Genomic DNA, 25416 nt, shown 5'->3' with positions numbered 1-25416 from the left:
TTCGTACAACATTTACAGGCACTAACAGGCACCGAAGAGGGCCCGTAGCATAGTCGGTGGTGCACCCGGCTGATAACCGGGAGGTCGTGCGTTCGAGTCGCACCGGGCCCATTGCTTCTCTTTGTTTTTGTTGTTTTCTGATGATTGTGAGTATTTTCCGGGATGTTATTTTCGGTGGTACACCCGGCTGATAATCGGGCGGTTGGTCGTCGGGATGCCCCCTTCATCTGAATGAAATTGGATGATAGAATTCTCCGGCCCAATCCGCAATCCCGGAGTTCGAGGGTAGAGCGTCCCGGTGCGGTTAAGGGGAGGGGCGACGTTCTGAAATCCTGACAGAAAAGACATGAGACCAGAAAGGCCGCCCCAACCGAAGGAATTTCACCGCCGTCTCGCGCCGGGGGCGCTGCCCCCGGAACCCCACGACGAAGATAGGCATGGGGCGGCACCCCACCCTCCATGATCGCTTCCGGGCAATCGTTATGGCCGTGCAGAGGCGTGTGAAAAATGGGAAGTGGCACTGGACCAGAAGCACGTCCCGGTCATGCCGCATGAAAAAGGTTCTGTGAATCAGCGCGACATTTTCAGGCCGCTGATTCCACATATTTGTACAGAAGATATGCACCGACGATGATCAGTCCCAGCGTTACGACAGTTTCGAACGTAACGTCATCTGCTCCAGGTTGCTCAACGACAACATACCGCCGTAATTCATCTTGCTCATATGGGGTCAGCGACGTGTGTTGAACTTTGCCTAAGAGGTACTCCATCCTTTCAAATTGTGCAGGCGTCAACGGCATCAGTCATCCCCTCTTCGTTTTTTGTATATCTCCTCCGAACCAAGGAGACCAGCCTTCATCAACAAGTCAGAAGTGGTCTGCAATGCTAATAATTCTTCCCTCAGTTGTGAGTTCTTATCCTGGAGTCTTCTCTCGATCTGATCCGTCCTATTCCAGAGTTCTTTGTCGGCCTGGTCGTATTTGTTTTCAAAGGACTCCAAGCGCGCGTATATGGTCTCGATCCGGATGTTGCAGTTTTCAATTTTGGCGTTCTGAGTTTCTAGAGAGGTGGCGATGTTCCTGATTTTTTCGTCTATCTGATCCCGAACTTCATCTTTGTATTGATAATATGCCCGCCATGACAACACCAACTGCCCCAATACGAGCAAGATGAGTCCGACCACCAACCCCCCCACCCACTCATCCGGAATTTGCATGGGAGGGGAATCTGTTCATGAGGATTTATGGGTATCCAAATTATCTTACAGCCCGGAACATGACCGGGATCCACCCCCAAATACCCCCAGATCGCCCCCCATTTCACGAACCCCACCCCTGATCCGGGACCGTACCGGCCCCCGGTCCCGATCCGCCCATAGAGGCCGTTGTTCATCCAGCGCAGCGAGGAAACCGCGCTTCACCCTGCCCTCAGATGACCCACATGACCGGAAGTAATATCAAACATCCGGCCCGCCCGGCACGGCCACGAGAGGGGCGGAAGAGACGCGAGGATATCGCCCCGATTTGAGAAGGAGATCTGGAGGGTTTCTACCAGATTTCCTCCCGAAATCCAGCCCCCGACAGCCCCTATCAGAAATCACCCTCACACGCATCTCTCACATGGTTCCTGACATATCTCCCGACAGAGCGACGTTTCGTCGTCAACTTCGGGACACAGACCTCGACAAGAGAACAGAGTCTACAGGCCCTCGATTTTTCGGCGGCAGGGGTTTTCCCTCTCCTGAAAAGGTCGTGCATCTCGTCGGAGAGCGAGCAGACACGATCCCGTAACGCATCGGCGAGGTCGAGATGCACCCTTCTCCGAATTTCATGGTAATAGAAATCAGTTGACCCGATCTCGACGCCGAACATCTCTTCGAGGCACATCGCCTGGGCACAGAGTTGGACCTCATCGCGTTCATCGACCTTTGGCTTTCCTCTTTTGTATTCGACCGGCCGCATCGTCCAGAGGCCCTCGTGGCCGGGCAGAGAGATCCCCTCCTTCGACCGCGTGTACTCGATCACATCGGCCACCCCATAGAACCCGAGCGCATACGACACCAGGGGGAATGCCCGTGAGATCACGACATCTCCCCGACTCTCCGTAAAATAGGGGTCGTCCACCCGTTCATGCAAGAAGTGACCCTCTGTCGTCCGAAGATTATCTTCCCACTGGCGTTCGATATGGATCAAGGCCCATTGCCGCTTACAAAAAGAGAAATGCTGTATACCTGACAACGAGAGCAACTCGTCGTCGGTATATCTTTTCCGGATCATAATTTTTCGATCAACTCAACGCCGTCAGGGACGTCGTCGGAGACGGTGACACGGTAATCGCCGAACGAACGCGGCGGGAGATCACCGGAGAGACGCTCCACCTTCACTCCGTCAAAGAGGACGTGGGACTGACAGCACCCGAGTTCGTTCCTGTGCTTGAAGACGATCAGTTTGCGTGCAGACATCTTCCCCCGCGCCGCCGAGTGGTCGTGCTCGAACATATTGACCAGACTGTCCCAGAGCAGTTCCAGGTCGTCCTCATTGAATCCGGTCGTCTTCTGGGCCAGGTGAGCGGAGATGTATCCTTCTGCACGGTACAGGGCATAGGGCACCATCTGCTTTTTGCCCATTGTCTGACCCTTTTCAGCGTCTTTCTCATTGGTGACCGCACACCGGGTGACGGTGACCTCCTGCTGGAAGACCGGGTCCATGCTCCGGGCAAAGTTGATCTGCACCGGCCCCCTGACCTGCCCGCAGTTCACTTCCGTCGTCATCACGGCACCGAACGTGCGGATGTCAAAGAAATTCTCACACATGAACTCAGTCAGTCTGGAATCACCCGGTTTATTCTTGGAGGGCTCGATCCCGAGATAGTCATAGGCCTTCCTGTGCTGATCATTGAGGACGGCGCCCGTCTTGACATAGATATCATACCCCGGAACTCCGTCCCTGACAAGGTCCACGTAGTCTCTGATCTTCCTCTTGAGACATACGTCGGTCACGATGCCGTTGCCAGTCTGCGGGTCGATCCGGGGCATATTGCCCATGTCGGGATCGCCGTTCGGGTTCCCGTTCTCGACATCGAACAGCAATACAAACTCATACCGATTTTTGATAATCTCACTCATGATTTAGCCTCCTCAACCGGAGTCTCCTCTTTCTTCTGGAAAAATGCCTTGCGCTGATGATAATAACCCAGCATGAACATGCCCTGCTCTTCAAGGTTCAGATATGCAGGGAACCCGTCAACTCCCGACAGGATCTCTTCGATGGACTTGTTCGACTTGAACCCCCACTCGGACTTGGCGATGTGGTGCTGGGCAAGTTTGAGCAGAACCGGGAATACCACGGCCGGCGTCGACGACGCACTGCTGAAATACTTGCTGTTGATGGTGCTCTTCATCTCTCCGTTCGTGTCGTTCTGTGCCTTTTCAAGGACGGCAAACAGCCTTCCAAGACGGTACGGCACATCTGGACTCTCTTCATTCAGACTCACAGTAATCAAATCCTCCTGTAATTTCGTTCCACCGGCCCGGCACATTCTCAGCAGATATGCTTTGATAAACCCGGCCTGCACGGCATCGATCGACCGCCCCACCTTCACGCGGTTCAGGACCGCACCGTACATCTGGACCGGATAGGGCTGGTTTTTCAGGATCGCATTCATAACCAGGCCGCCAAGAAGCGGCGACACTTTTTGAACAGTCTTTGGCTGGGATTTCTGGTCCTTCGACCCCTTCGGCAGGGTCGCTTTCAACAATCGGGATATCGAGACATATTTCGGGCTGAAATCACCTTTGATGATCTCCATATCCAGGTGGTGACGGCCGACCCGGTCAACAAAATTTCCAAAACTGTCCATATACCAGAACCGCACCGCAAGTCTCGCATTGTTGGGAGAGAGACCAAGGATGTAGAAGTTTGTCTCCGGGTCGGTGTGGATATCTGCCTGATTGATCTTCTGGCCAGACCTCACTTTCTTGAGAATGTCTCCGACCAGTTTGCGTGTTTTTTTATCCCTGACCCTCGCACCGTCGGCGGGTTCATCGTTTTCGGGGACGGCCTCCTCCTCACGAGGGTTCATCAGGAAACGTGCCAGGTCTTCACAGGTCCGGTCCTGTGTCTCAGCCCAGAAGACCGTCGTCGTATCGGCGATACCCATCCGGTTCTCCTGATGCGCAAGAAGATGGTTCAGCGCCGTCGTGTACTTGAACATCGAGGTCTCGCCGACCGGCGCATTGTAACTCTGGTCTTTCCCATATGACTCGAAGGCTCTGTCATTGAAACTGACCAGCGACGCCCCTGCAGTCTGAGCGCCGACCACCCCCTTAATCTTCTGATGCAACCTGGCGATCGGCTCCACATCCCCGCTTACCAGGCACTGAGCAGCAGAACCGTCACCGTCGTTTTCATTGGAGAAGTGCCCCTCCCAGGCACGTCGGATTGCACCGTTCCTGTGCAGGTAGCCCCCTCCGCACTCGAAGACGAAGCTCCCGCCATTGAGGATCTCGTCCTTGTACCGGAGAACCTTCGGATGGCCGAGGAACGATGCAGGGTCCCACCCATCCAGGAACTTCAGAAAACTTCTGACACCGGCGTCGTCCAGACCGTCGAGCACCTCATGGTGGAGGGCCTTGAAGGCCTCAAAGCAATCTCTGGAACGCTGAGAGATCAGGACAACTTCTTTGTCATCCTTCTCCAGGACCAGAGCGTCCTGCGAATCCCCATTGGCAGCATTTTTCGCAAACTTCTTCTCAAACTCTTTGATCTTCAGTTTTTCAACGCCGAAGACGTACTTCGCATTGTCACACGCGAAATACGGGGCAATACTGTTGGCGCGAGAAGGCTGGAGGGGCACATCCATCTCCTGCGGCCTCGGCTTCTTATCATCACTCCTGAGGTCGACGATGTGCGTCATCTCGCCGTCATCGGAGAGGACAAGGGCGAACGAGACCGGTGCCCGGCTGTACCCAGGCCTGGCAATCTTCACGCTCTCGTCGCGCTCTAAAATATCGTAATACCGGCAGAGAGCCTGAATGATCACGAGACACCTCCGGCGCCCAGACACTCTCTAACATCGATGACGCCGTCGACCATCCTGGCCCTGAAGAAGACAGGTCTCATATCGTCGGCAAAATCGATGTCATAGAGCATAAACCCGAGATCCCTCTCCCCGGTGTGGCATGAGGGCGGGACCGTCCCTTCGATGAGTTCGAACCGAGCGGGAAACTCGCGACACCCGAGATAGGGATGATGGAAACACTGTCCTCGTCTCATCCTCCGGAGCGCAATATTGTAGTGCTTCTCAGGCGTGTCGTCCGGTCCCGCCTTCTCGGTCAGTTCGAAGTGCGCCTCGATGCAGTAACAGACATCACGGAGCAGAAGAGAGGCACGCTGGACGCGGGCTTCATTCGAGTCCTGATAGAGCTGGACGTCCTTGCCCTTGAGGGCGGACTTCACTTTTGCTGCAGGAATTTTTCCGAGAACTTCATTCCTGCGGATATTGTCGTACGCGATCCGGTTCATGACATGGATCCTGTCGATCTTCCAGCAGATCGCGGGCTTCCAGTAGATCGCTTCGAGAATGCCCCGTGCCGCCGAGGGAGTCATTACGTCATAACTCACCCGTTCGACCTTCATTTCAGGACGCGTGAAGCAGGCGTAGTCTCCCCAGACTTTTAAACAAATTCCAAAACCTATAGCAATCACCTCCTTTCATGTAATCGACAATGAACCGTCATACGTATATATTTTCTGATATGAGTTTTCAAGCCCTGTTTTCTCAGAATAACGCTCTTTATCTTTCAGTACATAATACTGGCCGCCAATAGACTCCAGGGCACCCGCTTCTTCCAGTGCTCTAAACTCCTGGGCATAGACGCTGACCGTATAGGGCTGGAGTTTTCGTGCGACTTTCCATGGACAGGAGGTACCCTTGAGTTCCTGTATGACCGATTCGGCATTTTTGTCATAGGGGACGATGACCTCTTTGGTTCCTGCCTCGATGATCCTGAACGCCGCGTCGACGTCCTCAAACGGAAATCTAAGATTTCCCTCATCCTCAAGGGACAAGAGGATCTTCTTCCTGTCAAGCCCGTCGTCCCCTTCATAGAAGTAGAGTTTCCGGAAGTAATCCGCCACCGCCGGGAGAGAGAGGGGATCATCGGTAGTTTCGAGGGTCATCTCACCGATCTCGGCGACCCGTCGTTGCCAGCTGGTCGCCCGGCCGTGGGGTTCGGTGGACCTGAAGAGATAGACCTCCCCGAACTCCAGATTTCCCTCGCGGTTGCAACGGCCCGACGCCTGAGCGATGGAATCGACGCCGCTCATTGCCCGATACACCACCGGAAAGTCGATGTCCACCCCGGCCTCGATGAGCTGGGTCGAGATGACGCGGCACTCGACACCTGCTTTCAACTGCTTTTTGATCTCATCCAGAACCGCACTCCGGTGCGCCGGGCACATCCTGGCGCTGAGATGATAGCATGCCCCCGAATCCTTGAGGGCGTCGTAGAGTTTCTTCGCGTGGTTCCGGGTGTTGACGATGCAGAGCACCTGCCGGTGCGCCCTCAATCGGTCGGAGAGGGCGACGTCGTCCAGGTCACCGAGGTTGCGCACCTGCACGCGCCTGAAGGCCTCGTAGAGTTCTTCCGGCGAATCGGTGATCTCAACCGGGTTGAGTCGTTCGTCCAGCAGTTCGCCGAGTTTCGGCTGCGTTGCCGTGCAGATGACGACCGTCGAACCATAGTTCCCGACAAGTTCGGAGAGTGCCGCGAGGCAGGGTCTCAGATACTCGGTCGGGAGCATCTGGGCCTCGTCAAGGATGATCACGCTCTTTGCCAGGTTGTGCAGTTTTCTGCACCTGGACCGTTTGCTGGAGAAGAGCGACTCGAAGAACTGGACGTTGGTGGTGACGACGATGGGCATGTCCCAGTTCTCGGATGAGAGTCTGAGTGTCTCCTCTGTCGAAGCGTCCTCTTCAGGCAGGACCTTCGCCGGGTCAAAGTTGCTGTGATGTTCCAGCACGTTTTGACCACCGAAGATATTCCTGAAAACCCTGGCGTTCTGCTCGATGATGCTGGTATAGGGGATGACGTAGAAGATCCTTTTCAGGTCGTTCTGTTTCAGGTGGTCCAGGGCAAATGCCATGGACGAGAGGGTCTTCCCTCCCCCGGTGGGGACGGTCAGGGTAAACATCCCAGGTGGGAAGGTCGCTTTTTTTCTGCATTGCTCCAGGATCGACCGTCGATACCGGTTGATCGCGCTCTCCTCGGCACGTGCCTGCACGGTGTTCATGTGGTCCTCGAATTTTTTGGAGAGGAGTTCGAACGGATCGTACCGGCCTCTGAGACCGGACTTTTCAGGGCTGGTGAATGCTTCGGTATCCAGAGAGTCTGCATCGACCAGGCACGAGTAGAGCATGCGAGTGTAGAACGAGAACGTGAACCCGATGGTGTTCTGAAGGGGTTGCGCGGCGACGCGAGCCCCATTCAGGTCAGGGACTGAAACTTCATCGCGGTAGGCCGAGTAGTCCGGCAGATATGATTTCAAAAGGCGCTCTTCGAGTCCGCTCTCGCTGTTCCCATAATTGAGAAGCCCTCCGTGATGACCGGTGATGATATATTCCAGGATCCGACTGTGGGCCGGATGGTAGCGGGACCGTGCCTCCCGTGCACCGGCGGTGGAATGGTCGACGCCGATGGGGGTGCCTTCCAAGCGTCTCTGAAATTCTGGAGAATATTTTCCGAGGTCGTGCAGCAGACCGCCGGCATACGCAAACTCGCCGGCACTGAAGTCCTCTGCGAAGGTCGATGCGAGGTCTGCAACGTGTATCAGATGGTCTCTGAGGGGTTGCCAGTCGGATTTATCCGGATTATTTGTCGTGTGAGCATAATACGCCATACGAGGCATTGATATTACTTCGAATATACTACACGATAATATTATTCATTATATCTCAAATGCGGAGTGGATAAGCATATGTTCAAGTCAGAGACCCGGAAAAAAGCGCCTCCCCGGCCAATGCGGGGGAGATTCCAATCCACGCACCTATAAAGAGTACGACCGTTTGGTTTGAAGGTTATTCATGTAATCAACAATATTTCAATCCACATACCCATGAAGAGTATGACATTCGTTTCAGTTTTAGTGTATTACAAGCACAACATTTCAATCCACGCACTCTTCAAGGGGGCGACCATGGACTCCATACCTGAATTGCCTGTGGGGGATTCAATACACGCACCTGTGAAAGGGTGTGACCTGATCCTGGGCGGCACCCTACTCTTGTTGTGGCTATTTCAACCCACACACCCGTGAAGGGTGTGACACATCATCTGAGATGGTCGGGTTGACCTCCAGCGAATTTCAATCCACACACCCGTGAAGGGTGTGACCCCCCGTTGCGGATGCGGCCCGTGCAGCCTTGAGAGAATTTCAATCCACACACCCGTGAAGGGTGTGACTGTCAAGGGGCGTCTTGTCGTAATCCCCCATTTCCTATTTCAATCCACACACCCGTGAAGGGTGTGACCAAGACCGGGGCGCGGTTCTCGGTGTGCATCGATATTTCAATCCACACACCCGTGAAGGGTGTGACATATATGACTGGCCCTACTGGATGGCTCCAAGAATTTCAATCCACACACCCGTGAAGGGTGTGACCATCACCCACGCAACCGGCAGGTGATCAGTCTGACATTTCAATCCACACACCCGTGAAGGGTGTGACAACAATCCTGATGTCCCCGTAACGGTCCAAGTTAAATTTCAATCCACACACCCGTGAAGGGTGTGACGACGGGCGCCGATACCAAGCGGCTTGCGCTGTTTGTATTTCAATCCACACACCCGTGAAGGGTGTGACCGTATACGCGTCGCCGTCGATCCACGAACTGCCTATTTCAATCCACACACCCGTGAAGGGTGTGACGGCGATCAGATCGGCGTCTTCTCCGGTGCAGGGATTTCAATCCACACACCCGTGAAGGGTGTGACGTCAGACGCGAGCCGGTCAATGATTGCCTGGAAATTTCAATCCACACACCCGTGAAGGGTGTGACACGGGTCTCTTCCCCTTTGCCCGATCCATCGAGATTTCAATCCACACACCCGTGAAGGGTGTGACTGGAGAACGAGAATTCACACTCCTGAATCCAAGTAGATTTCAATCCACACACCCGTGAAGGGTGTGACGACGATCAGCAGGGCCACAAAGGGGAGGCGGGGAGAATTTCAATCCACACACCCGTGAAGGGTGTGACACCGACGCCGATTCCTCCGTGAGGGCGCCGGTCTGATTTCAATCCACACACCCGTGAAGGGTGTGACGATCCCGGAGGGTTTCGACGTCCTGGAGTCTCAATTTCAATCCACACACCCGTGAAGGGTGTGACGTACCTCCTACTGGCAGACCATCCACCTCTCTCCAATTTCAATCCACACACCCGTGAAGGGTGTGACGTCCACCTGGGGATCTGGCTGGTGGTGCTGGTGGTATTTCAATCCACACACCCGTGAAGGGTGTGACTGTTTTTCCGGTGGCATTCGAGCCTTTATTCGGAATTTCAATCCACACACCCGTGAAGGGTGTGACGGCAGCGTTTGCCCTCAGGACGTCAGGAGGGTAATTTCAATCCACACACCCGTGAAGGGTGTGACATTTACACCAAGTCATTCCCGGCCGCATCTGAAATTTCAATCCACACACCCGTGAAGGGTGTGACGGAGACGGTTACAAGGATCATCGAGCAGCTCACGATTTCAATCCACACACCCGTGAAGGGTGTGACCCCGCTTTCTCGGCAAATCCCACGATATCTTCAGATTTCAATCCACACACCCGTGAAGGGTGTGACGATTGTGTGGGGTGGTCTCCACTTAGGATAGTAGAATTTCAATCCACACACCCGTGAAGGGTGTGACATTGTGTGGGGTGGTCTCCACTTAGGATAGTAGAATTTCAATCCACACACCCGTGAAGGGTGTGACGTTGAATGTGAGCAACGTGCCAGGAGCGATTGGAATTTCAATCCACACACCCGTGAAGGGTGTGACAGTGGTCCAGAGTCAACACGCCCGCTTCCCTGGTATTTCAATCCACACACCCGTGAAGGGTGTGACGCTCATCAGAGTCGTAGTCGTCCATCTCTGCGCAATTTCAATCCACACACCCGTGAAGGGTGTGACGTTAAATGTGAGCAATGTTCCCGGCGCTATCGGATTTCAATCCACACACCCGTGAAGGGTGTGACGTCCGCCGTGATAGAGAAAAACTCCACCTGAGGCGGATTTCAATCCACACACCCGTGAAGGGTGTGACGGCTCCCACCTATCTTGAGCCTCTGTTAAACGAAAATTTCAATCCACACACCCGTGAAGGGTGTGACTTCGAAGCCTCAGCGATACGTTCAGCCGTTTCCTCTATTTCAATCCACACACCCGTGAAGGGTGTGACCGGTGTCGTCGTCGTAAAAAGGGCCTTTGGTGGCATTTCAATCCACACACCCGTGAAGGGTGTGACTCTATCCACCCAGGAGCCCAATCCGCCGCCCTCAATTTCAATCCACACACCCGTGAAGGGTGTGACCTTGCCGCTCCTTACCCTGATTGAGGTAAAACAACGGATTTCAATCCACACACCCGTGAAGGGTGTGACGAGTTTCCAGGGCACCCTCTGCGTGCGCCCGTGAAGATTTCAATCCACACACCCGTGAAGGGTGTGACACCAGAGACCTCAGCCCTTCACCGGGAGTCAAAGATTTCAATCCACACACCCGTGAAGGGTGTGACGTTAATATATCATTTTGGGCATGGAGCGAACAGGATTTCAATCCACACACCCGTGAAGGGTGTGACGACGGGGCGGCGGGGGGGGCGCAGCCCCCCCTCAGCATTTCAATCCACACACCCGTGAAGGGTGTGACGGTTTCTGTGGCGTGCGGTTGTCGCTCGCCGGGCTATTTCAATCCACACACCCGTGAAGGGTGTGACAGAAGGCAAAACCGGCCGGGAGCGGAGCAAAGAATTTCAATCCACACACCCGTGAAGGGTGTGACAACGCTCCTGACCGTCCCTAAATCGAGAGCGGGGATTTCAATCCACACACCCGTGAAGGGTGTGACGCGGGAAGCGGGATACCGACCTACGCCGGCAGTGTGATTTCAATCCACACACCCGTGAAGGGTGTGACTGTTTGATATCTTCTGATTTATCGGATAGGTGTTTAATTTCAATCCACACACCCGTGAAGGGTGTGACCTCTTTCAGCCCGCTTAGCCCGATAAAGGCGCCAAAATTTCAATCCACACACCCGTGAAGGGTGTGACCAAATTCTGCAGGGGACAGTCCCGTAGTTGTGAAATTTCAATCCACACACCCGTGAAGGGTGTGACATGTGGACAAACACGGGTGCTTACCGGCATCTGATTTCAATCCACACACCCGTGAAGGGTGTGACTCGGTATACCTCTTGATCTTCACTCATTCGACGTTATTTCAATCCACACACCCGTGAAGGGTGTGACGTCTTTTGTGCCGAGTCGTTTGCCCGCGACGGAATTTCAATCCACACACCCGTGAAGGGTGTGACGTCGACACATACGTTATTCCGGCTCGTGCTCTCGGATTTCAATCCACACACCCGTGAAGGGTGTGACGGCGCTTCCACGACTGCACAAATCCCCAATACGATTTCAATCCACACACCCGTGAAGGGTGTGACCCTGTTTAGGTGCCAAAGCGGCCCAGACCTGTGGATTTCAATCCACACACCCGTGAAGGGTGTGACGATGCGCGAGAGGGGGGACGATCACCGGTGGGCATTTCAATCCACACACCCGTGAAGGGTGTGACGCATTGTTTGTGGATTTATTTTCTTGATGTTGAATTTCAATCCACACACCCGTGAAGGGTGTGACGGCAAGTTCTCCCGATTGTCTATCGGGTTCATGTTCAATTTCAATCCACACACCCGTGAAGGGTGTGACATCGGTCGCGTTCGCCACCGTCGAGCCGGCCCGGAGATTTCAATCCACACACCCGTGAAGGGTGTGACGACGGCTCCCACCTATCTTGAGCCTCTGTTAAACGAGAATTTCAATCCACACACCCGTGAAGGGTGTGACCACCCGGTACCTACAAGCGCCTTAGCATTCATCTCATTTCAATCCACACACCCGTGAAGGGTGTGACACGGTGTCGTCGTCGTAAAAAGCGCCTTTGGTAGCATTTCAATCCACACACCCGTGAAGGGTGTGACAGTTTGCTTACTTTGGGGTAGTGTCAACATATTTTAATTTCAATCCACACACCCGTGAAGGGTGTGACAGGAGCACCTGCTCGCAGCCGGCATTAACCGTTTATTTCAATCCACACACCCGTGAAGGGTGTGACTGCAACGCTGTCGGTATCAGAATACACCCACCGATTTCAATCCACACACCCGTGAAGGGTGTGACATTTGAACATCCACTGATAAACCTGAAGGTCTGATTTCAATCCACACACCCGTGAAGGGTGTGACTCTGTGTCGTATCCAAACCTCCCTAAGTATTGCCGATTTCAATCCACACACCCGTGAAGGGTGTGACGGTAGTAGTCATGGATTCTTCGCAGTTGTTGAGCGATTTCAATCCACACACCCGTGAAGGGTGTGACAGACCGCAATCAACATCCGTTCCAGCCATCTCCAATTTCAATCCACACACCCGTGAAGGGTGTGACTGGCGTAGGCCATCCGGCAAATCGCGCACTTAAGCGATTTCAATCCACACACCCGTGAAGGGTGTGACTGGATGTTCAAATGGTTTAAACACTACGACACGAATTTCAATCCACACACCCGTGAAGGGTGTGACATCAAATCATCTCCTTCATGACGAGTTTCCAGGATTTCAATCCACACACCCGTGAAGGGTGTGACTCAGTGAGAGGGAGATTGGAGATCAGAGAAAAGATTTCAATCCACACACCCGTGAAGGGTGTGACGGCGGCGTCGAGGAGATGCTTGATCGCCGCATTATTTCAATCCACACACCCGTGAAGGGTGTGACGGAGACCGGCAACCTCGATATCCTTGATAAAGGTATTTCAATCCACACACCCGTGAAGGGTGTGACGCACATCCGCCGCTCGTAGTACAGTAAACAGTCGATTTCAATCCACACACCCGTGAAGGGTGTGACAACATTGCCTGAGTTGTGGGACGTGCTCTATATTTCAATCCACACACCCGTGAAGGGTGTGACTCCAGCGGCGGCTCATCAGTGAGGATGAACTCAATTTCAATCCACACACCCGTGAAGGGTGTGACTGGGATGTTCTTACCCACAGTACTTGGCAGGCTATTTCAATCCACACACCCGTGAAGGGTGTGACTGGCAATAGCCCGTATTTTTGACAAGCGGCTGGAATTTCAATCCACACACCCGTGAAGGGTGTGACTAGGGGCGATTTGTGTGCGGTTGGATGGTGATTTTATTTCAATCCACACACCCGTGAAGGGTGTGACCACCGTGATAAGCGTCTTCCAGGGGCTTCAGATTTCAATCCACACACCCGTGAAGGGTGTGACACTTCGCCTGGACAGGTCGGCCGGGACGACCTTATTTCAATCCACACACCCGTGAAGGGTGTGACGATTAAATGTGAGCAACGTGCCCGGAGCAATCGATTTCAATCCACACACCCGTGAAGGGTGTGACTCGAAGGTTGTAATAACACCAGTCACCCCATTATTTCAATCCACACACCCGTGAAGGGTGTGACGTCGCAGATCGATTTCAATCTGCTGTAGACAGATCAATTTCAATCCACACACCCGTGAAGGGTGTGACGATCGCAAAGGCAGACGCCGAGAGGATGAAACAATTTCAATCCACACACCCGTGAAGGGTGTGACTGCAGATTACCCGGATCCTTCCCTCATCATTTCTCAAAAGATAAGACAAAGATCCAGTTAAACACCATTTTGTTAACCCGACGAGCAATATTGTTTTCGTCACAAAAAGCGCCCAATCAAGATATTCCACAAATCAAATATAAATCGACCCAGGTGAACCACAGAGCCACACCCCCAGGGAGGACAGAACTCCCAGAAATGACACAACCTCCTCACCACCACAAAAACTATATCGAAGATTTCAATTTTCCCTGCGAAGTTCCCGGGAAAACGGTGGCCGCTCCCGGTTCGCAGCGATCAGGTGATTAATAACCCTTCCGGATCGTACCCCTCCTTTGCACCGAAATGCTCAACCCGACGTTTCCAGTTCTTTCCCAGATAATAAAACCTGAGACTGTCCTTCTCCTCGTCGATGATCCCACACAAAGAGTGTTTCAGTTGTGCAAACTGGGCGGGATCCACAAGACACTCAAACACGGAATTCTGAACCCTCTGTCCATAGTTAACGCACTCCTTTGCCACCCTTCGCAGTCTCTTCTTTCCCTCGTTCGATTCCGTACTCACATCATAGGTGACCAATACCATCATGCAAAACACCTCAATTCATGAAGAAAGGTGGATACCCGTCGATATCTCCCCGCAAGAAACGGGCAAGCACCATCGCCTGCACATAGGGGACCAGGCCGACCGGTATCTTCTCGTTCAGGTAAGGATGAGTGATAAGATCCACTTTCCTCTTCTGCCAGGCTGCCAGAACCTTTTTCCTTCCATTCTCCGTCATGATCACCGCACCATTCTCCTTCTTGAGAAAATCACTCCCGGTCACCTGCTTCAAATTCACTAGGTTCAGGGCCAGACGATCCCCCAGAAAGGGACGGAGTTCTTCCATCAGATCCAGTGCCAGACTCGGTCTCCCGGGCCGATCGGTATGGAAGAACCCGACATAGGGATCAAGGCCCACCGTCTCCAGCGCGGACTCGACGTCATGGGCAAGCAAAGTATACAGAAACGATAGCAACGCATTCATGTTGTCGAGAGGAGGCCGCCGGTTCCGTTCAGATAAGAAAAAATCATCCTTCTGCTTGAGGATCAATTCATCGAAGACATCGAAATAGAACTTCGCACAGTTCCCCTCGATGCCCCGGAGAGAATCTGCGTTGGCGCAGTCATCGATCCCCGGCAGGTTCTCGATCAGCATGGCATCTGCCGACCGGATCCGGTCACACCTGACGACCTCCCCATGATCGCGAATACCCCTTCCGAGGACCGTTCGACAGTTCACCACCTTCCCGATGATAAAACCCCGGGCAATATCCAGTGAGGTTTCAGGGTTGTCCGCCGTACGATACTGTGTCCGTCGCAGGAGGACATTTCCTCGCACCCGTCCATGCACCCGTGCCAGAAATTTTCCCGACGGTGTCAAAAAAGAGAGGCCGACATTATTGTCGGTACACAACCGCATCAACTGCGGACTGGCACCCATATATCCAAAGCACACGATCCCCTCGATATTGTGTATGGGAATGCGGAACCTCTCTTCACCATTGACCTTAACGATGACATTTTCACCATCTCTGATCAGATAGGATTCGGGAGTGGTCACATATAAGGTATTGAGCAACTTTCTCATGAGCAAATGGTCCCGAATAGGGATTCATCTGTCCGAATATAAATCATTCTAAAAAAATCGGATTATTGATCAAATCATAGAGTGAGATCGACCCCAGGCATCTGACATCTCAGATGATGATTATCTGATCCAGCATTCATTCCAATAGATATATCCCACCCGATACCAAGATCTCCCCCTGATCTAAAACCGATCCCCCATCCAACGGAGCGCCAGACCCATGCTGAAAAAACTCCTCATCCCCGTCACCGTCCTCGTCACGCTGCTCGCCCTGTACAGCGCGATCACCGGACAGTGGATGATCGCCGTCTTCTTCATCGCCTTCGGCGTCGTCCTCGTTGCCCTCTGGCGATGGAGCGTCAGACCCATGCTGAAAAAATTCCTCGTCCCCGCCACCGCCCTCGCCACCCTCATCGCCATCTACTGCATCCTCACCGCACAGTGGATCTCTGCCGCTCTTTTCCTCGCCACCGCCCTCGCGCTCGCCCTCGTCGCCCTCTGGAAATATTGGTAGAGGGCGCCTCCGATCAGTCGTGCGCCATCTGGTCGATCGCCGCCGTGACCGCCAGGACGAGGGCGTCGTCGTGGCCGGGTGCGATCTCCACGCCATAGGTGTCCCGGATCCTGAACCACTTCTTCGAGACCTCCGCGACCCGCTCCCGCCCGGCATCGATCCTGTACTCGTGGTCCAGGATGTTTCCCTGAATGCTCCAGTCTTCACCCTCGGGGATCTTCACCGTCCACCGGTCACGGAGCGGGGAGATCAGCGCCTTCTTGATCGTCGCCGCCGTGCCGCCGTCGCCCCGCTCGATCTCCATGGTGTCCTTGATGCGGAGCATCCGCTCCTGGATTTTGTAGAGATCCTGCCCCCCGCTGCTCTGGATGACCAGCGTATTGCGGACGCGGAGCATCTTCCCGTCCACCTTGAAGGCCTTCTCTCCGGCCTCGTCCTCGATCCAGTAGTCGTCCCCGATCGAGACGATCTTCTCTCGCATCCTGTACCGGTGTGCCCCTTCCTCTCTGCCCCTCAGGGCGGCTCCTCCTCTTCTTCGCAGCATATCCCTCACCTCGCTCTCCTCCGGACCGTCACCACCCCGCGCCTGATGCCGATCCGCGACCGCGGGCAGTACCCCGAGATCGGCATTATAATTTTCCCGGAAACCGGGCATCCGCCCGGCACCGCGTCCTTTGCGGCGGCCCCCACCCACATTTATATAGGGCCAGGAATATCTCCTGCCTGCCACGCATCCGGGAACGCGGTTGCCCTGCAGGCGCGTGCGGCACGGTTTCCCGCCGGACCCTCCCGGGTGCCCATGGCCAGGAGGACGAATTCCATGAACGGATCAAATTCGCGGCAGTTCTGGACCGGCGTGATCGCGGGACTGGTGGTGGCGCTCATCGTCAATTACCTCATCACCATCGGCGGCGCCTTCATCGGAGGGATCATGGCAGGCTGGATCGCGCGGGGCGGCGCCAAGAACGGGGGGAAGGCGGGTGTCTATCTCGGCCTCCTGAACGCCGTGGTGCTGGGAGCCGCCATCTTCGTGTACGGCATCGAGACCGCCCCGAGCGACATCAGTTATCTCGGGTTCCTCGGCTCGACGCTCTTCATCATCGTCGCCCTCTTCCCGCTTTTCGGCCTCTTCGGGTATGTGGGCGGGCTTATCGGAGGATCGCTGACGAAGTGATGGATCCGACTGAAAATAGGAATCCACAGCCCATGGCGACTGATACCCGGAGAGGTGGCATGGTGTCGACCCTCTCCCGGCATCCCTCTCGCCGAACGATGAAGACGGACAGAAGAGGGACCTCTCCGTTCACACTTTCTTAAAACCTCTGAGGATCCGCTTGTAGAAGAACGGCTGGAGAAAGAAGAAGAACGCCACCGAGATGTACACCACGATCGCCGCCGGCGGCAGGAAGAGGGCGAGCAGCACCCCGATGCCGTTGAAGATAATACCCGACCGCCGCCGTCTCTCCATGACGCGGAAATCCTCCTCGGCAAGCCCGTCGACGAGCAGTTCAGGGCGCCACGCGAGGTAACGCATGATCGCGCTCAGCATGACCGAGGCGAGGAGGAGATCCAGACCGTAGACGAGGACCGAGAGATGCGAACCCACCCCGACGAGGTGCCCGGCCATCAGGCTCGTGGTGAACGGGATGAGGGAGACGAGGAAGAGCGTCATCAGGGTCAGGCGGAACGTGACCTCGTCCTCCTCTTCGGTCAGGCGGGTGATGGACGCATGCGTCATCCAGAACCCGCCGATGAATACGAAACTGATGATATAGGCGAGAAAATCGGGCCATGCGTTCAGGAGTGCCGGGACCAGGGCTTCGCCGCCCTCCGGCACCGGGAGTTCGAGGACGAGGAGCGTGATGACGATCGCAAACACCCCGTCGGCAAAGGCGTTCAGCCGGTCGGCGGGGAGCACGTCGGTCAGGATGCTCCGGCCCGGTCTCTTCTCCCCCTCATCGCGGCGGCCCATCCCTCACCTCCTCGGCGGGAGGATGGGAAGCATGGATGAAAATCGTTTGGGTCGTCGGTGAAACAGGTCGAAAAAAAAGAGGGGAGTTTCTTCTTACAGCGTCTCGATGCCGCCCATGTACTTCCTGAGCACCTCGGGCACCTCGACCGAGCCGTCCTCGCGCTGGTAGTTCTCGAGGATCGCCCGGATCGTCCGGGAAGTCGCCACCGCCGTGCTGTTGAGGGTGTGGACCGGCTGCTTGGAGGCGAAGTCGGAGGCGTCCCGCACCCTGATGTTCAGCCCCACCGCCTGGTATGCGGTGCAGTTCGAGCACGAGACCACCTCGCGGTACTGCTCCTCGCGGGGCATCCAGACCTCGATGTCGTACTTCTTCGCCGCCACCGTCCCGATATCGCCGGTGCAGATGTTGACCACATGATACGGGAGGCCGAGGCCCTGGAAGTACGCCTCGGCATTGTCCAGGAGTTCTTCGTGATACTTCCACGAATCCTCGGGCTTGCAGAAGACGAACTGCTCCACCTTCGTGAACTGGTGGACGCGGAAGAGCCCCTTGGTGTCGAGACCGTGGGCGCCGATCTCGCGCCTGAAACACGGGCTGATCCCGGCGTACTTCAGGGGGATATCCTTCTCCTCGAAGATCTCGTCCTTGTACATCGCCGCCATCGGGTGCTCGCTCGTCGCGATCATGAACTCGTCCTCGCCGTCGATCTTGTACATCACGTTCTCGAAATCGGCGAGGTCGGTGACCCCCTCGTACGCCGCCCGGTTCATCATGTACGGGGGCGAGATGGGAGTGTAGCCGCGTTCCATCAGCAGGTCGAGGGCGTAGCGCTGCAGCGCGAGGTCGAGGAGGACGAGGTTGCCCTTGAGGAAGTAGAACCCGGCCCCCGAGATCTTGGTCGCCCGCTCGAAGTCGGCCCAGTCGTGTTCGACGGCGAGGGCGCCGTGGTTCTGCAACTCGAACGCCGGAACTTTTGGCTCTCCCCACCGCTTCACCTCGACATTCTCGGTGTCGTCTTTGCCGACCGGGACGCTCTCGTGGAGGATATTGGGGATCCGCATCAGGTAGTAGTGGACCCGCTCGTCGATCGCGTCGAGTTCGGTCTCGGCCTCCTTGATCACCTTCGGGAGGGACGCCGCCTCTTCGAGGAGGGGCGCGGTGTCTTCCCCTGCCTTCCTGGCCGCGTTGATCTCGCGGCCGATCTTGTTGCGCCGGCTCCGCATCCGGTTGACCTCGGTCTGGATCTCCCGGCTCCGCCGGTCCTTCTCCAGCAGGTCGTCGAGCCATGCCAGTTTTTCCTCGTCTCCCCTCTTCGTAAGGTCGGCCCTCACGACCTCGGGATGGTCTCTGATGAACTTCAACTCAAGCATTGTCTTCTCTCTCCCTCTGGTGCGCTCAATTCATAAATTGATTCTTTCCTGTCCTGATCAGTTTGGATGCAATAGGTCTTGAGGGTTGCCCGGTAATGGGCGGGGGAGAGAGAGAACCCCGGCATCACCCATGGCCGACCCCGACAATCCCGATCAGAACTCAACTCCTATCCTATTATATCTCCTCAAACCAATTCCATGATATGGAACGTGTCCCTGCAGTCATACTCGGTGCAGGCGTGGTCTTCGGCGTCTTCTTCGCCGTCACCCAGAACGTCTTCATGGGGGCCTCGGTCCTCATCATCCTGGGGACGGTGGCGATGTGCCTCCAGATCATGGGCGAGACCAGAGATCTTCCCGAAGTATCGTGCCGCCTCTCCGACGATGCGAAGTCGGTGATCGTCGCGAACGGGGGGAACGCCCCGGCAAAGAATATCCACGTCGCCCTGGTCCCGATGGACATCGAGTTCGACATCCCCGAACTCGGCGTCGACGAGAAGTACGCCCACACCCTCGCCTCCATGGCCACCGAACTGAAAGTGGCCGCAACGTACGCAAACAGCAGCGGCCAGACGTACAAACAGACCTGGCGGCTCTCGTCTCTCGATGAGACCGACCCCCTCAAACCGATGTTCCCGATGTTCTCCTGGAAAAAAGAGGAGTGAAACCGGCCGGGTAAAATTTCTCCTGAGAAAATACCGGGAAATGAACCCCCCACACTTTTCTTCTCTCTTTGAAATGATGAAGATTAGAGAGCGCCCGCACCGGATCCTCCGCTCTGCCGCCCCACACCTATCCCCACCAGAGGGGGTTCGAGGAAACCCCGAACCCCCGAATTATGAAGATTGGAGCGGGCGGCAAACCGTTGAAGAAAGAGAGCCCCCCCTCTCAGCCTCCCGGTCGCCCCCGCAGAATGCCCGTAATCCCGCAAAACCCACTTGCACACTGGACAATTCCTCATCTTCCGTTGTCTCTATATAGGATGGGAGCGAGGGGGGTGCATGCTCTCCGGGATCACCGTCAGGACCGTAGGGGCCTGGGACGCCGAGGAGATCGTCGGACTCTACCGCGCCGGCGAGTGGTGGAAGGAAGAGTGGACGGCCGACGGGATCACGGCACTCATCGAAGGAAGTTTCTGTTTTGTCGTCGCCGTCGACGGGACAAGGGCCGTCGGAATGGGCCGGGCGATCTCGGACGGGTGTTCGGACGCCTACCTCCAGGACATCGTCGTCCTCCCCGAGTACCGGGGGCACGGGATCGGAGACGCCATCGTGGAGGCGCTCGTCAATTTCTGCACCGCCCGCGACCTCGCCTGGATCGGGCTCATCGCCCAGCCCGGCACCGTTGAATTTTACCGACGGCACGGCTTTGCCAGGATGCCCGGGCATGTGCCGATGCTTCTGAGGGATGAAGATGCTCTCTATTGACGCGTTCATACCGGTCACCCCGGATGACCGGGAGTTCTTCGCCGACCTGTACCGCCGCCACCCGCCGGTACACTCCGACATGAGCCTCACCACCATGCTTTGCTGGAACCACTACGCCCACTACGAGTACGCCCGCGTCGGCGAGGGCGTCGTGATCATGAGCACCATCCAGGGCGAACGCTCTTTCCGCGGGCCCATCGGCCCCCCGGATCCCGAGGCCCTCGAAGCGGCCCTCGACATCGCCGTGCGGGAGGGCGGGGAGGTGGCGTACTACATCTTCGACGACGCCACGCTGGATCTGGTGCGTTCTCAGTACCCCACACTCCCCCTCAGGCCTGACCGGGACTTCGCCGACTATGTGTACCGGACAGAAGATCTCGCCACCCTGCCGGGCAGGGATTACCTCACCATCAGAAAACATCTCAACCGCTTCAGGCGAGAGTGCGGCCCTACGGTCGAGGCGATCACCCCCAACCTCCTCGGCGAGGTGGTCGGGTTCCTGGAACGGTGGTGCGAGTGGCGCCACTGCGACGAGTCGCCGGTGCTTGCCGAGGAGAAGACGGCCCTGCGATACGCGATCGCCCACTTCGACGACCTCGGGCTCGAAGGGATCGCGGTGCGGGTCGAGGGGGCGATCGCCGGGTGCGCCCTGTACGACCGCCTCAACGAGGAGACTGCGGTGGTCCACTTCGAGAAAGGACTCCCCGACTGCGAAGGGATTTACAGGGCCGTCAACCAGGAGACGGCCGCCCGGTTGGCTGGACGCTCCACCTTCCTCAACCGCGAGTCAGACCTCGGCCTCCCCGGCCTGCGAGAGGCAAAACTCCGCTATCACCCCCATCACATGGCAGAGGTGCATACCGCCCGACGGGCCGACCTGGAAAAAAGACATCTATGAATGCGTCGATATGGAGTGGAGCATGACTGAGAGGATATTGGTGGCATACGCGAGCAGGTACGGCTCGACAGAGGAGATCGCCCGGGTGATCGCCGACGAGATTGCGGCCCTGGGCTATGAAGTCGACTGCATGAACGTGATGGAAGTCGAAGAGGTCGCGCCCTACGCCGCCGTCGTCGCCGGCAGCCCGATCTACATGGGCAAATGGCTCCCCGAGGCGGTCGACCTGGCCAAACGGTTCAGGATCGGACTGAACGAGCGCCCGCTCGCGGTCTTTGCGGTCGGATACTCGATGAAAGAGGAAGACGACATGATCAGAAAATCGGCGAGGGCCTCGATGAACGAGTTGCGGATGTACGTCCACGCCCAGGCCGAGGGACTCTTTGCCGGGAAGTTCGACCCCGTCGGGATGAGCACGACCGATCTTCAGATCATGAAGATGGCCGGGGCGGCCCCCGGAGACGCCAGGGACTGGACGGCGGTCAGGAACTGGGCCAGGGCCCTCCCGTCGGTTCTCTTCACCCTCGACGTCGAGAAGTAGGCCAAACCGACACAACCTTTATTTTGCGGCATCGCCCAGTGCGGATCGAGAGAGAGGCCGGACCGGGACGCGGGACCGCACGCTCTTTTGATGTAGGGGGGGACGATGATGAGGAGACGAAACGCGATCATAGCAGTGCTCGTGCTGCTCACTGCGGCGGCGCTCGCCATGCAGGCGGCGGGCCTCGGGGCTGCGGAGCGGCAGGTCACCGACGACCCGGCCGACCAGTATATGCCGGCGATCGACGGGGAGCGTGTTGTCTGGACCGATACGCGCAACGGGAACGAGGACATCTATCTCTATAACCTCACGAGCGGGAACCTGACCCGCCTCACCGACGACGACGGGGAACAGTACCGTCCCGCGCTCTTCGGCGAGCGGGTCGTCTGGGCCGACACCCGCCACGGGAACGAGGACATCTATCTCCACGACCTCGGAAGCGGGAACGAGACGCGGATCACCGACGACCCGGGGGTCCAGGGCGACCCCGCGATCGACGGTGACCGGGTCGTCTGGGCCGACCTGCGGACCCTCAACGTCAATGTCCATCTCTTCGACCTCGCCGCGGGCAACGAGTCGCCGGTCACCGATGGCATCCCCTTCCAGGGCTATCCCGCCCTCTCCGGCGACCTGGTCGTCTGGACCGACACCAGGTACTGGAGTGCCGACATCTATCTGGGCAATCTCACGACCGGCGAGGAGACGCGGCTCACCACCGACGCGGGGGACCAGTATGAACCAGCGTTCGACGGGACGCGGATCGTCTGGACCGACACCAGGAACGGGAACCAGGACATCTATCTCTACGACCTCGAAAGCGGCGAGGAGCGGCAGGTCACCAACGACACCGCCGACCAGTATGAACCGGCGATCGACGGCGACCGGATCGTCTGGACCGATACGAGAAACGGGAACCGCGACATCTATCTCCATGACCTCGGAAGTGGGAACGAGACGCGGATCACCAACGACCGGGCCGACCAGTACGAACCGGCGGTCAGCGGGGATTCTGTGGTATGGACCGACGAACGGAACGGGAACCGCGATATCTATCTCTACGATCTTTCGGAGAAGAGGAGTTCCTGAAAAAACGGCTCTATAGATTTAAATGGGGATTCGACCTCATCAAATCCCCTCTAGTGGCACGTCAAGGACAAAATGTCGCCAACGCGATGCAGTTGAACGAGAGTTCCCTCTCCTTGCGTGAAGAGAATGTCGGGAACGCCATCATCCTCTTCATGATCTCCCCGCCGCCATGCCGCGAGGAGCATGGTCAATTCTTTCGGCCCCTGCATCTCCCAACCACGGCGTGCAGGCGCTCTTCTGACCGACATCTAGCCTCCAGCCTCAGAGATCACATATACCCCGGAGACAAACTCCCTGTCATGGCAACGGCCGTGCCGATGCTGCCCGCAGACGAGGAGATGAGTCATGCAACACCTATCGAGACAGGGGGCCGTTACCGTCATTCTGATCATGCTTGTCGGGATTGCCCTGGCATGCCCGGCGGCCGCTCTTGATATCCCGGCACCAGACCCCAAGAAGATCGAGCAGATGACCTACGACCTCTGCACCTTCGAGCGGGCTTCAGGATCTGAAGAGCGGGTCGCGGCGGCGACCTACATCGCCGGGGCGATGAAGGAGCGCGGGTTATCGGTCGGCACCGGGAGGTTTGCGTATGCCGGTTGTTATTTTGATCCCCAACTCAGCCTCTCATCGAGCATCATCGGCGTCAGAGAGGGGGCGACCGACGAGATCGTCGTCATATGCGCCCACTACGATACCACCGGTCCGGAGATGCCCGGCGCCGACGACAACGCCGCGGGCGTGGCCACGATGATCGAGGTCTCCAGAATCCTCGAAGACATTTCCCTGAACCGGTCCGTATACTTCATCGCCTTCGGCGGGGAGGAGACCGGGCTTGAAGGGAGCAGGCGGTGGCTGGCCGACAACCCTGACCTCCACGACCGGATCGTCCTCGCGATAAACCTCGATTGCGTGGCCTCCGGGGATCGTCTGCAGGTCACGGCGCTCCCCCAGCACCGGTGGATCCTCGGGACGTTCCCGCCGTCGGCGTGCCTGGAGGAGACGACGATGCCCCTCCTGAACCTCGCACGCGGGGACGACCATACCTTCCGTGCCGCCAGGATACCGGCAGTCCTGATCTATGAGGAGGACAGTCGCCAGATCATGCACACTCCGGACGACCGGCCCGAACGCCTCAACTACACGCTTGCCGCGGAGTGCGCACGGATCGTCGCAGGGACGATCGCGGGGACCGACGCGGCCACCGGCGATCCGTCGCCCGAGATCGATCTCAGGATCGAGAACGGGACGATCGTCTTCACCGGACCGGGCGATGCGCCGGTCGAGGTGATCGTGGACGGCACCAGCCTCGGGGTGCTCCCCTCGGGCTCGGTCACCCTCCCGGAAGGCCCTCACACGGTGCAGGCGGTTACCCACGGGCGCGAGGGGACCAGGGCCGTTGCGACGGCCACCGGGGAGGGATGGGAGGTCGAGCCGCCGGCCATTTCGGGCAGCGCCGTCGCCATCCCATGGGCGGACGGTCCGAGAGACGTCGTCCGCTTCACCTTTACCGCCATCCCGCTCGCCTACAGCATCGAACGACCAGAAGAGGTTGCCCGGGTCGACGGTTACCTCGACGGGATCCTGATCCGGAACCTCGACAACGATCACGCTGTGGTTCCGGTCCCGGGGCCGCACACCTTCACGGTCGTGGCATATAGAACCGACGAGGCGGTCATCGGGACCGAGCGGGCCGCATTCACCCTGGAGAGGTTCAGTTTGGTGGACCTCGACGGAGGACTCTTACAGGTCGACGAGACCGGAGGGGTCGCCTGTTCTGCGGCGGCCCGCACGTACACCTATAATTACAATCCTGGCGAGCGCTATCACATCGTGGTGGGGTGCACGTATACGGATACCACGGATGCCCTCCTGCAGACGGCAGCGTTCCGGGTGGACGGCCCCGACGGCCGGGATACGGGGTATCGCTTCTACGACATACCGGTCCTCGATGACTCGCAGACACGAGAGATCATGTTCTGGCTGGAACCTGAGGGACCGGGCACGTACCGCTGGAATATCTCCTGCAGCAAGGGCGACGAAAACGCCGTCGGCACGGGGAGCCTCATCCTCTGCTGACG

General features: G+C 56.9%; 20 protein-coding genes, 1 tRNA gene and 1 CRISPR repeat array. Of the genes, 9 read left to right on the top strand and 12 right to left on the bottom strand.

All coding sequences use genetic code 11. The annotated features are described in order from the left end of the window. The first annotated feature begins 38 nt into the window (after nucleotides 1-38). A tRNA-Ile gene (locus RJ40_RS11610) sits at nucleotides 39-111 on the top strand. Between the two features lie 473 nt (nucleotides 112-584). On the opposite strand, the gene RJ40_RS11605 is transcribed toward RJ40_RS11610, so the two are convergent. The 9 genes from RJ40_RS11605 to cas1c all read right to left on the bottom strand — a co-directional run bounded on the left by RJ40_RS11605 (nucleotide 585) and on the right by cas1c (nucleotide 15526). Next, a complete protein-coding gene (locus RJ40_RS11605; RefSeq protein WP_265581014.1) occupies nucleotides 585-800 on the bottom strand; it encodes a hypothetical protein in 216 nt (71 codons plus the stop codon). After that, nucleotides 800-1183, bottom strand: coding sequence for a hypothetical protein (locus tag RJ40_RS11600; protein ID WP_265581013.1), 384 nt, complete (start codon nucleotides 1181-1183; stop codon nucleotides 800-802). The genes RJ40_RS11605 and RJ40_RS11600 overlap by 1 nt, the downstream gene beginning before the upstream one ends. Nucleotides 1184-1589: 406 nt before the next feature. Beyond that, complete coding sequence (gene cas4, locus RJ40_RS11595; RefSeq protein WP_265581012.1) at nucleotides 1590-2276, bottom strand: CRISPR-associated protein Cas4; 687 nt, start codon at nucleotides 2274-2276, stop codon at nucleotides 1590-1592. After that, nucleotides 2273-3124, bottom strand: coding sequence for a type I-C CRISPR-associated protein Cas7/Csd2 (gene cas7c / locus RJ40_RS11590; protein ID WP_265581011.1), 852 nt, complete (start codon nucleotides 3122-3124; stop codon nucleotides 2273-2275). Before cas7c ends, cas4 begins: the two co-directional genes overlap by 4 nt. Continuing rightward, a complete protein-coding gene (gene cas8c / locus RJ40_RS11585; protein ID WP_265581010.1) occupies nucleotides 3121-5040 on the bottom strand; it encodes a type I-C CRISPR-associated protein Cas8c/Csd1 in 1920 nt (639 codons plus the stop codon). The genes cas7c and cas8c overlap by 4 nt, the downstream gene beginning before the upstream one ends. Next, nucleotides 5037-5636, bottom strand: coding sequence for a type I-C CRISPR-associated protein Cas5c (gene cas5c, locus RJ40_RS11580; protein WP_265581009.1), 600 nt, complete (start codon nucleotides 5634-5636; stop codon nucleotides 5037-5039). The genes cas8c and cas5c overlap by 4 nt, the downstream gene beginning before the upstream one ends. A 75-nt stretch (nucleotides 5637-5711) precedes the next feature. Continuing rightward, complete coding sequence (gene cas3, locus RJ40_RS11575) at nucleotides 5712-7898, bottom strand: CRISPR-associated helicase Cas3' (protein WP_265581008.1); 2187 nt, start codon at nucleotides 7896-7898, stop codon at nucleotides 5712-5714. Between the two features lie 394 nt (nucleotides 7899-8292). Continuing rightward, nucleotides 8293-13896: direct repeats of the CRISPR family, unit length 32 nt; unit sequence ATTTCAATCCACACACCCGTGAAGGGTGTGAC. Between the two features lie 297 nt (nucleotides 13897-14193). Then, a complete protein-coding gene (gene cas2 / locus RJ40_RS11570) occupies nucleotides 14194-14484 on the bottom strand; it encodes a CRISPR-associated endonuclease Cas2 (RefSeq protein WP_265581007.1) in 291 nt (96 codons plus the stop codon). Nucleotides 14485-14494: 10 nt separating this feature from the next. Beyond that, entirely contained in the window at nucleotides 14495-15526 is a 1032-nt protein-coding gene (cas1c, locus tag RJ40_RS11565) for a type I-C CRISPR-associated endonuclease Cas1c (protein WP_265581006.1), read from the bottom strand. Between the two features lie 220 nt (nucleotides 15527-15746). Here cas1c and RJ40_RS11560 point away from each other — a divergent pair, with 220 nt between their 5' ends. Beyond that, nucleotides 15747-16040, top strand: coding sequence for a hypothetical protein (locus tag RJ40_RS11560; RefSeq protein ID WP_265581005.1), 294 nt, complete (start codon nucleotides 15747-15749; stop codon nucleotides 16038-16040). Between the two features lie 13 nt (nucleotides 16041-16053). Here the strand turns inward: RJ40_RS11560 and RJ40_RS11555 are convergent, their stop codons facing one another. Then, complete coding sequence (locus RJ40_RS11555; RefSeq protein ID WP_265581004.1) at nucleotides 16054-16584, bottom strand: LURP-one-related/scramblase family protein; 531 nt, start codon at nucleotides 16582-16584, stop codon at nucleotides 16054-16056. 276 nt (nucleotides 16585-16860) lie between these two features. Between RJ40_RS11555 and RJ40_RS11550 the strand changes: the two genes are divergently transcribed. Next, entirely contained in the window at nucleotides 16861-17214 is a 354-nt protein-coding gene (locus RJ40_RS11550; RefSeq protein WP_265581003.1) for a DUF5518 domain-containing protein, read from the top strand. Nucleotides 17215-17343: 129 nt separating this feature from the next. Here the strand turns inward: RJ40_RS11550 and RJ40_RS11545 are convergent, their stop codons facing one another. Together RJ40_RS11545 and serS are read right to left on the bottom strand one after the other, a co-directional pair. Then, a complete protein-coding gene (locus RJ40_RS11545; RefSeq protein WP_265581002.1) occupies nucleotides 17344-18012 on the bottom strand; it encodes a TMEM175 family protein in 669 nt (222 codons plus the stop codon). A gap of 93 nt (nucleotides 18013-18105) precedes the next feature. Continuing rightward, nucleotides 18106-19383, bottom strand: coding sequence for a serine--tRNA ligase (gene serS / locus RJ40_RS11540; protein ID WP_265581001.1), 1278 nt, complete (start codon nucleotides 19381-19383; stop codon nucleotides 18106-18108). Nucleotides 19384-19586: 203 nt separating this feature from the next. Here serS and RJ40_RS11535 point away from each other — a divergent pair, with 203 nt between their 5' ends. The 6 genes from RJ40_RS11535 to RJ40_RS11510 all read left to right on the top strand — a co-directional run bounded on the left by RJ40_RS11535 (nucleotide 19587) and on the right by RJ40_RS11510 (nucleotide 25414). Further along, nucleotides 19587-20048 (top strand): hypothetical protein, encoded by a 462-nt coding sequence (locus RJ40_RS11535; RefSeq protein ID WP_265581000.1) that lies wholly within the window; start codon nucleotides 19587-19589, stop codon nucleotides 20046-20048. A 336-nt stretch (nucleotides 20049-20384) separates the two neighbouring features. Then, nucleotides 20385-20810, top strand: coding sequence for a GNAT family N-acetyltransferase (locus RJ40_RS11530; RefSeq protein ID WP_265580999.1), 426 nt, complete (start codon nucleotides 20385-20387; stop codon nucleotides 20808-20810). Next, nucleotides 20797-21708 carry a DUF2156 domain-containing protein gene (locus tag RJ40_RS11525; protein WP_265580997.1) on the top strand — a complete coding sequence of 304 codons (912 nt, stop codon included), beginning with the start codon at nucleotides 20797-20799 and terminating at the stop codon, nucleotides 21706-21708. The genes RJ40_RS11530 and RJ40_RS11525 overlap by 14 nt, the downstream gene beginning before the upstream one ends. A 22-nt stretch (nucleotides 21709-21730) precedes the next feature. Continuing rightward, complete coding sequence (locus RJ40_RS11520) at nucleotides 21731-22249, top strand: flavodoxin domain-containing protein (protein WP_265580996.1); 519 nt, start codon at nucleotides 21731-21733, stop codon at nucleotides 22247-22249. Nucleotides 22250-22354: 105 nt separating this feature from the next. Beyond that, complete coding sequence (locus tag RJ40_RS11515; RefSeq protein WP_265580995.1) at nucleotides 22355-23335, top strand: TolB family protein; 981 nt, start codon at nucleotides 22355-22357, stop codon at nucleotides 23333-23335. A 345-nt stretch (nucleotides 23336-23680) separates the two neighbouring features. Continuing rightward, on the top strand, nucleotides 23681-25414 hold the full coding sequence (locus RJ40_RS11510; RefSeq protein WP_265580993.1) for a M28 family metallopeptidase: 1734 nt from the start codon (nucleotides 23681-23683) through the stop codon (nucleotides 25412-25414). Nucleotides 25415-25416: the final 2 nt, after the last annotated feature.

This window comes from Methanofollis aquaemaris (assembly GCF_017357525.1).
In the GTDB taxonomy this organism is placed as follows: Archaea; Halobacteriota; Methanomicrobia; order Methanomicrobiales; family Methanofollaceae; genus Methanofollis; species Methanofollis aquaemaris.
The sequence above is the reverse complement of the archived record's forward strand: the minus strand, read 5'-3'. Positions and strand labels throughout refer to the sequence as shown.

Coding starts and splice junctions, on each gene's coding strand:
- cas4 (WP_265581012.1), bottom strand. CDS start 2,276: ATGATCCGGAAAAGATATACCGACGACGAGTTGCTCTCGTTGTCAGGT.
- RJ40_RS11555 (WP_265581004.1), bottom strand. CDS start 16,584: ATGCTGCGAAGAAGAGGAGGAGCCGCCCTGAGGGGCAGAGAGGAAGGG.
- RJ40_RS11560 (WP_265581005.1), top strand. CDS start 15,747: ATGCTGAAAAAACTCCTCATCCCCGTCACCGTCCTCGTCACGCTGCTC.
- cas3 (WP_265581008.1), bottom strand. CDS start 7,898: ATGGCGTATTATGCTCACACGACAAATAATCCGGATAAATCCGACTGG.
- RJ40_RS11510 (WP_265580993.1), top strand. CDS start 23,681: ATGCAACACCTATCGAGACAGGGGGCCGTTACCGTCATTCTGATCATG.
- cas1c (WP_265581006.1), bottom strand. CDS start 15,526: ATGAGAAAGTTGCTCAATACCTTATATGTGACCACTCCCGAATCCTAT.
- RJ40_RS11530 (WP_265580999.1), top strand. CDS start 20,385: ATGCTCTCCGGGATCACCGTCAGGACCGTAGGGGCCTGGGACGCCGAG.
- cas7c (WP_265581011.1), bottom strand. CDS start 3,124: ATGAGTGAGATTATCAAAAATCGGTATGAGTTTGTATTGCTGTTCGAT.
- RJ40_RS11520 (WP_265580996.1), top strand. CDS start 21,731: ATGACTGAGAGGATATTGGTGGCATACGCGAGCAGGTACGGCTCGACA.
- RJ40_RS11535 (WP_265581000.1), top strand. CDS start 19,587: ATGGAACGTGTCCCTGCAGTCATACTCGGTGCAGGCGTGGTCTTCGGC.
- serS (WP_265581001.1), bottom strand. CDS start 19,383: ATGCTTGAGTTGAAGTTCATCAGAGACCATCCCGAGGTCGTGAGGGCC.
- RJ40_RS11515 (WP_265580995.1), top strand. CDS start 22,355: ATGATGAGGAGACGAAACGCGATCATAGCAGTGCTCGTGCTGCTCACT.
- cas5c (WP_265581009.1), bottom strand. CDS start 5,636: ATGAAGGTCGAACGGGTGAGTTATGACGTAATGACTCCCTCGGCGGCA.
- cas2 (WP_265581007.1), bottom strand. CDS start 14,484: ATGATGGTATTGGTCACCTATGATGTGAGTACGGAATCGAACGAGGGA.
- RJ40_RS11605 (WP_265581014.1), bottom strand. CDS start 800: ATGCCGTTGACGCCTGCACAATTTGAAAGGATGGAGTACCTCTTAGGC.
- RJ40_RS11550 (WP_265581003.1), top strand. CDS start 16,861: ATGAACGGATCAAATTCGCGGCAGTTCTGGACCGGCGTGATCGCGGGA.
- RJ40_RS11545 (WP_265581002.1), bottom strand. CDS start 18,012: ATGGGCCGCCGCGATGAGGGGGAGAAGAGACCGGGCCGGAGCATCCTG.
- RJ40_RS11525 (WP_265580997.1), top strand. CDS start 20,797: ATGCTCTCTATTGACGCGTTCATACCGGTCACCCCGGATGACCGGGAG.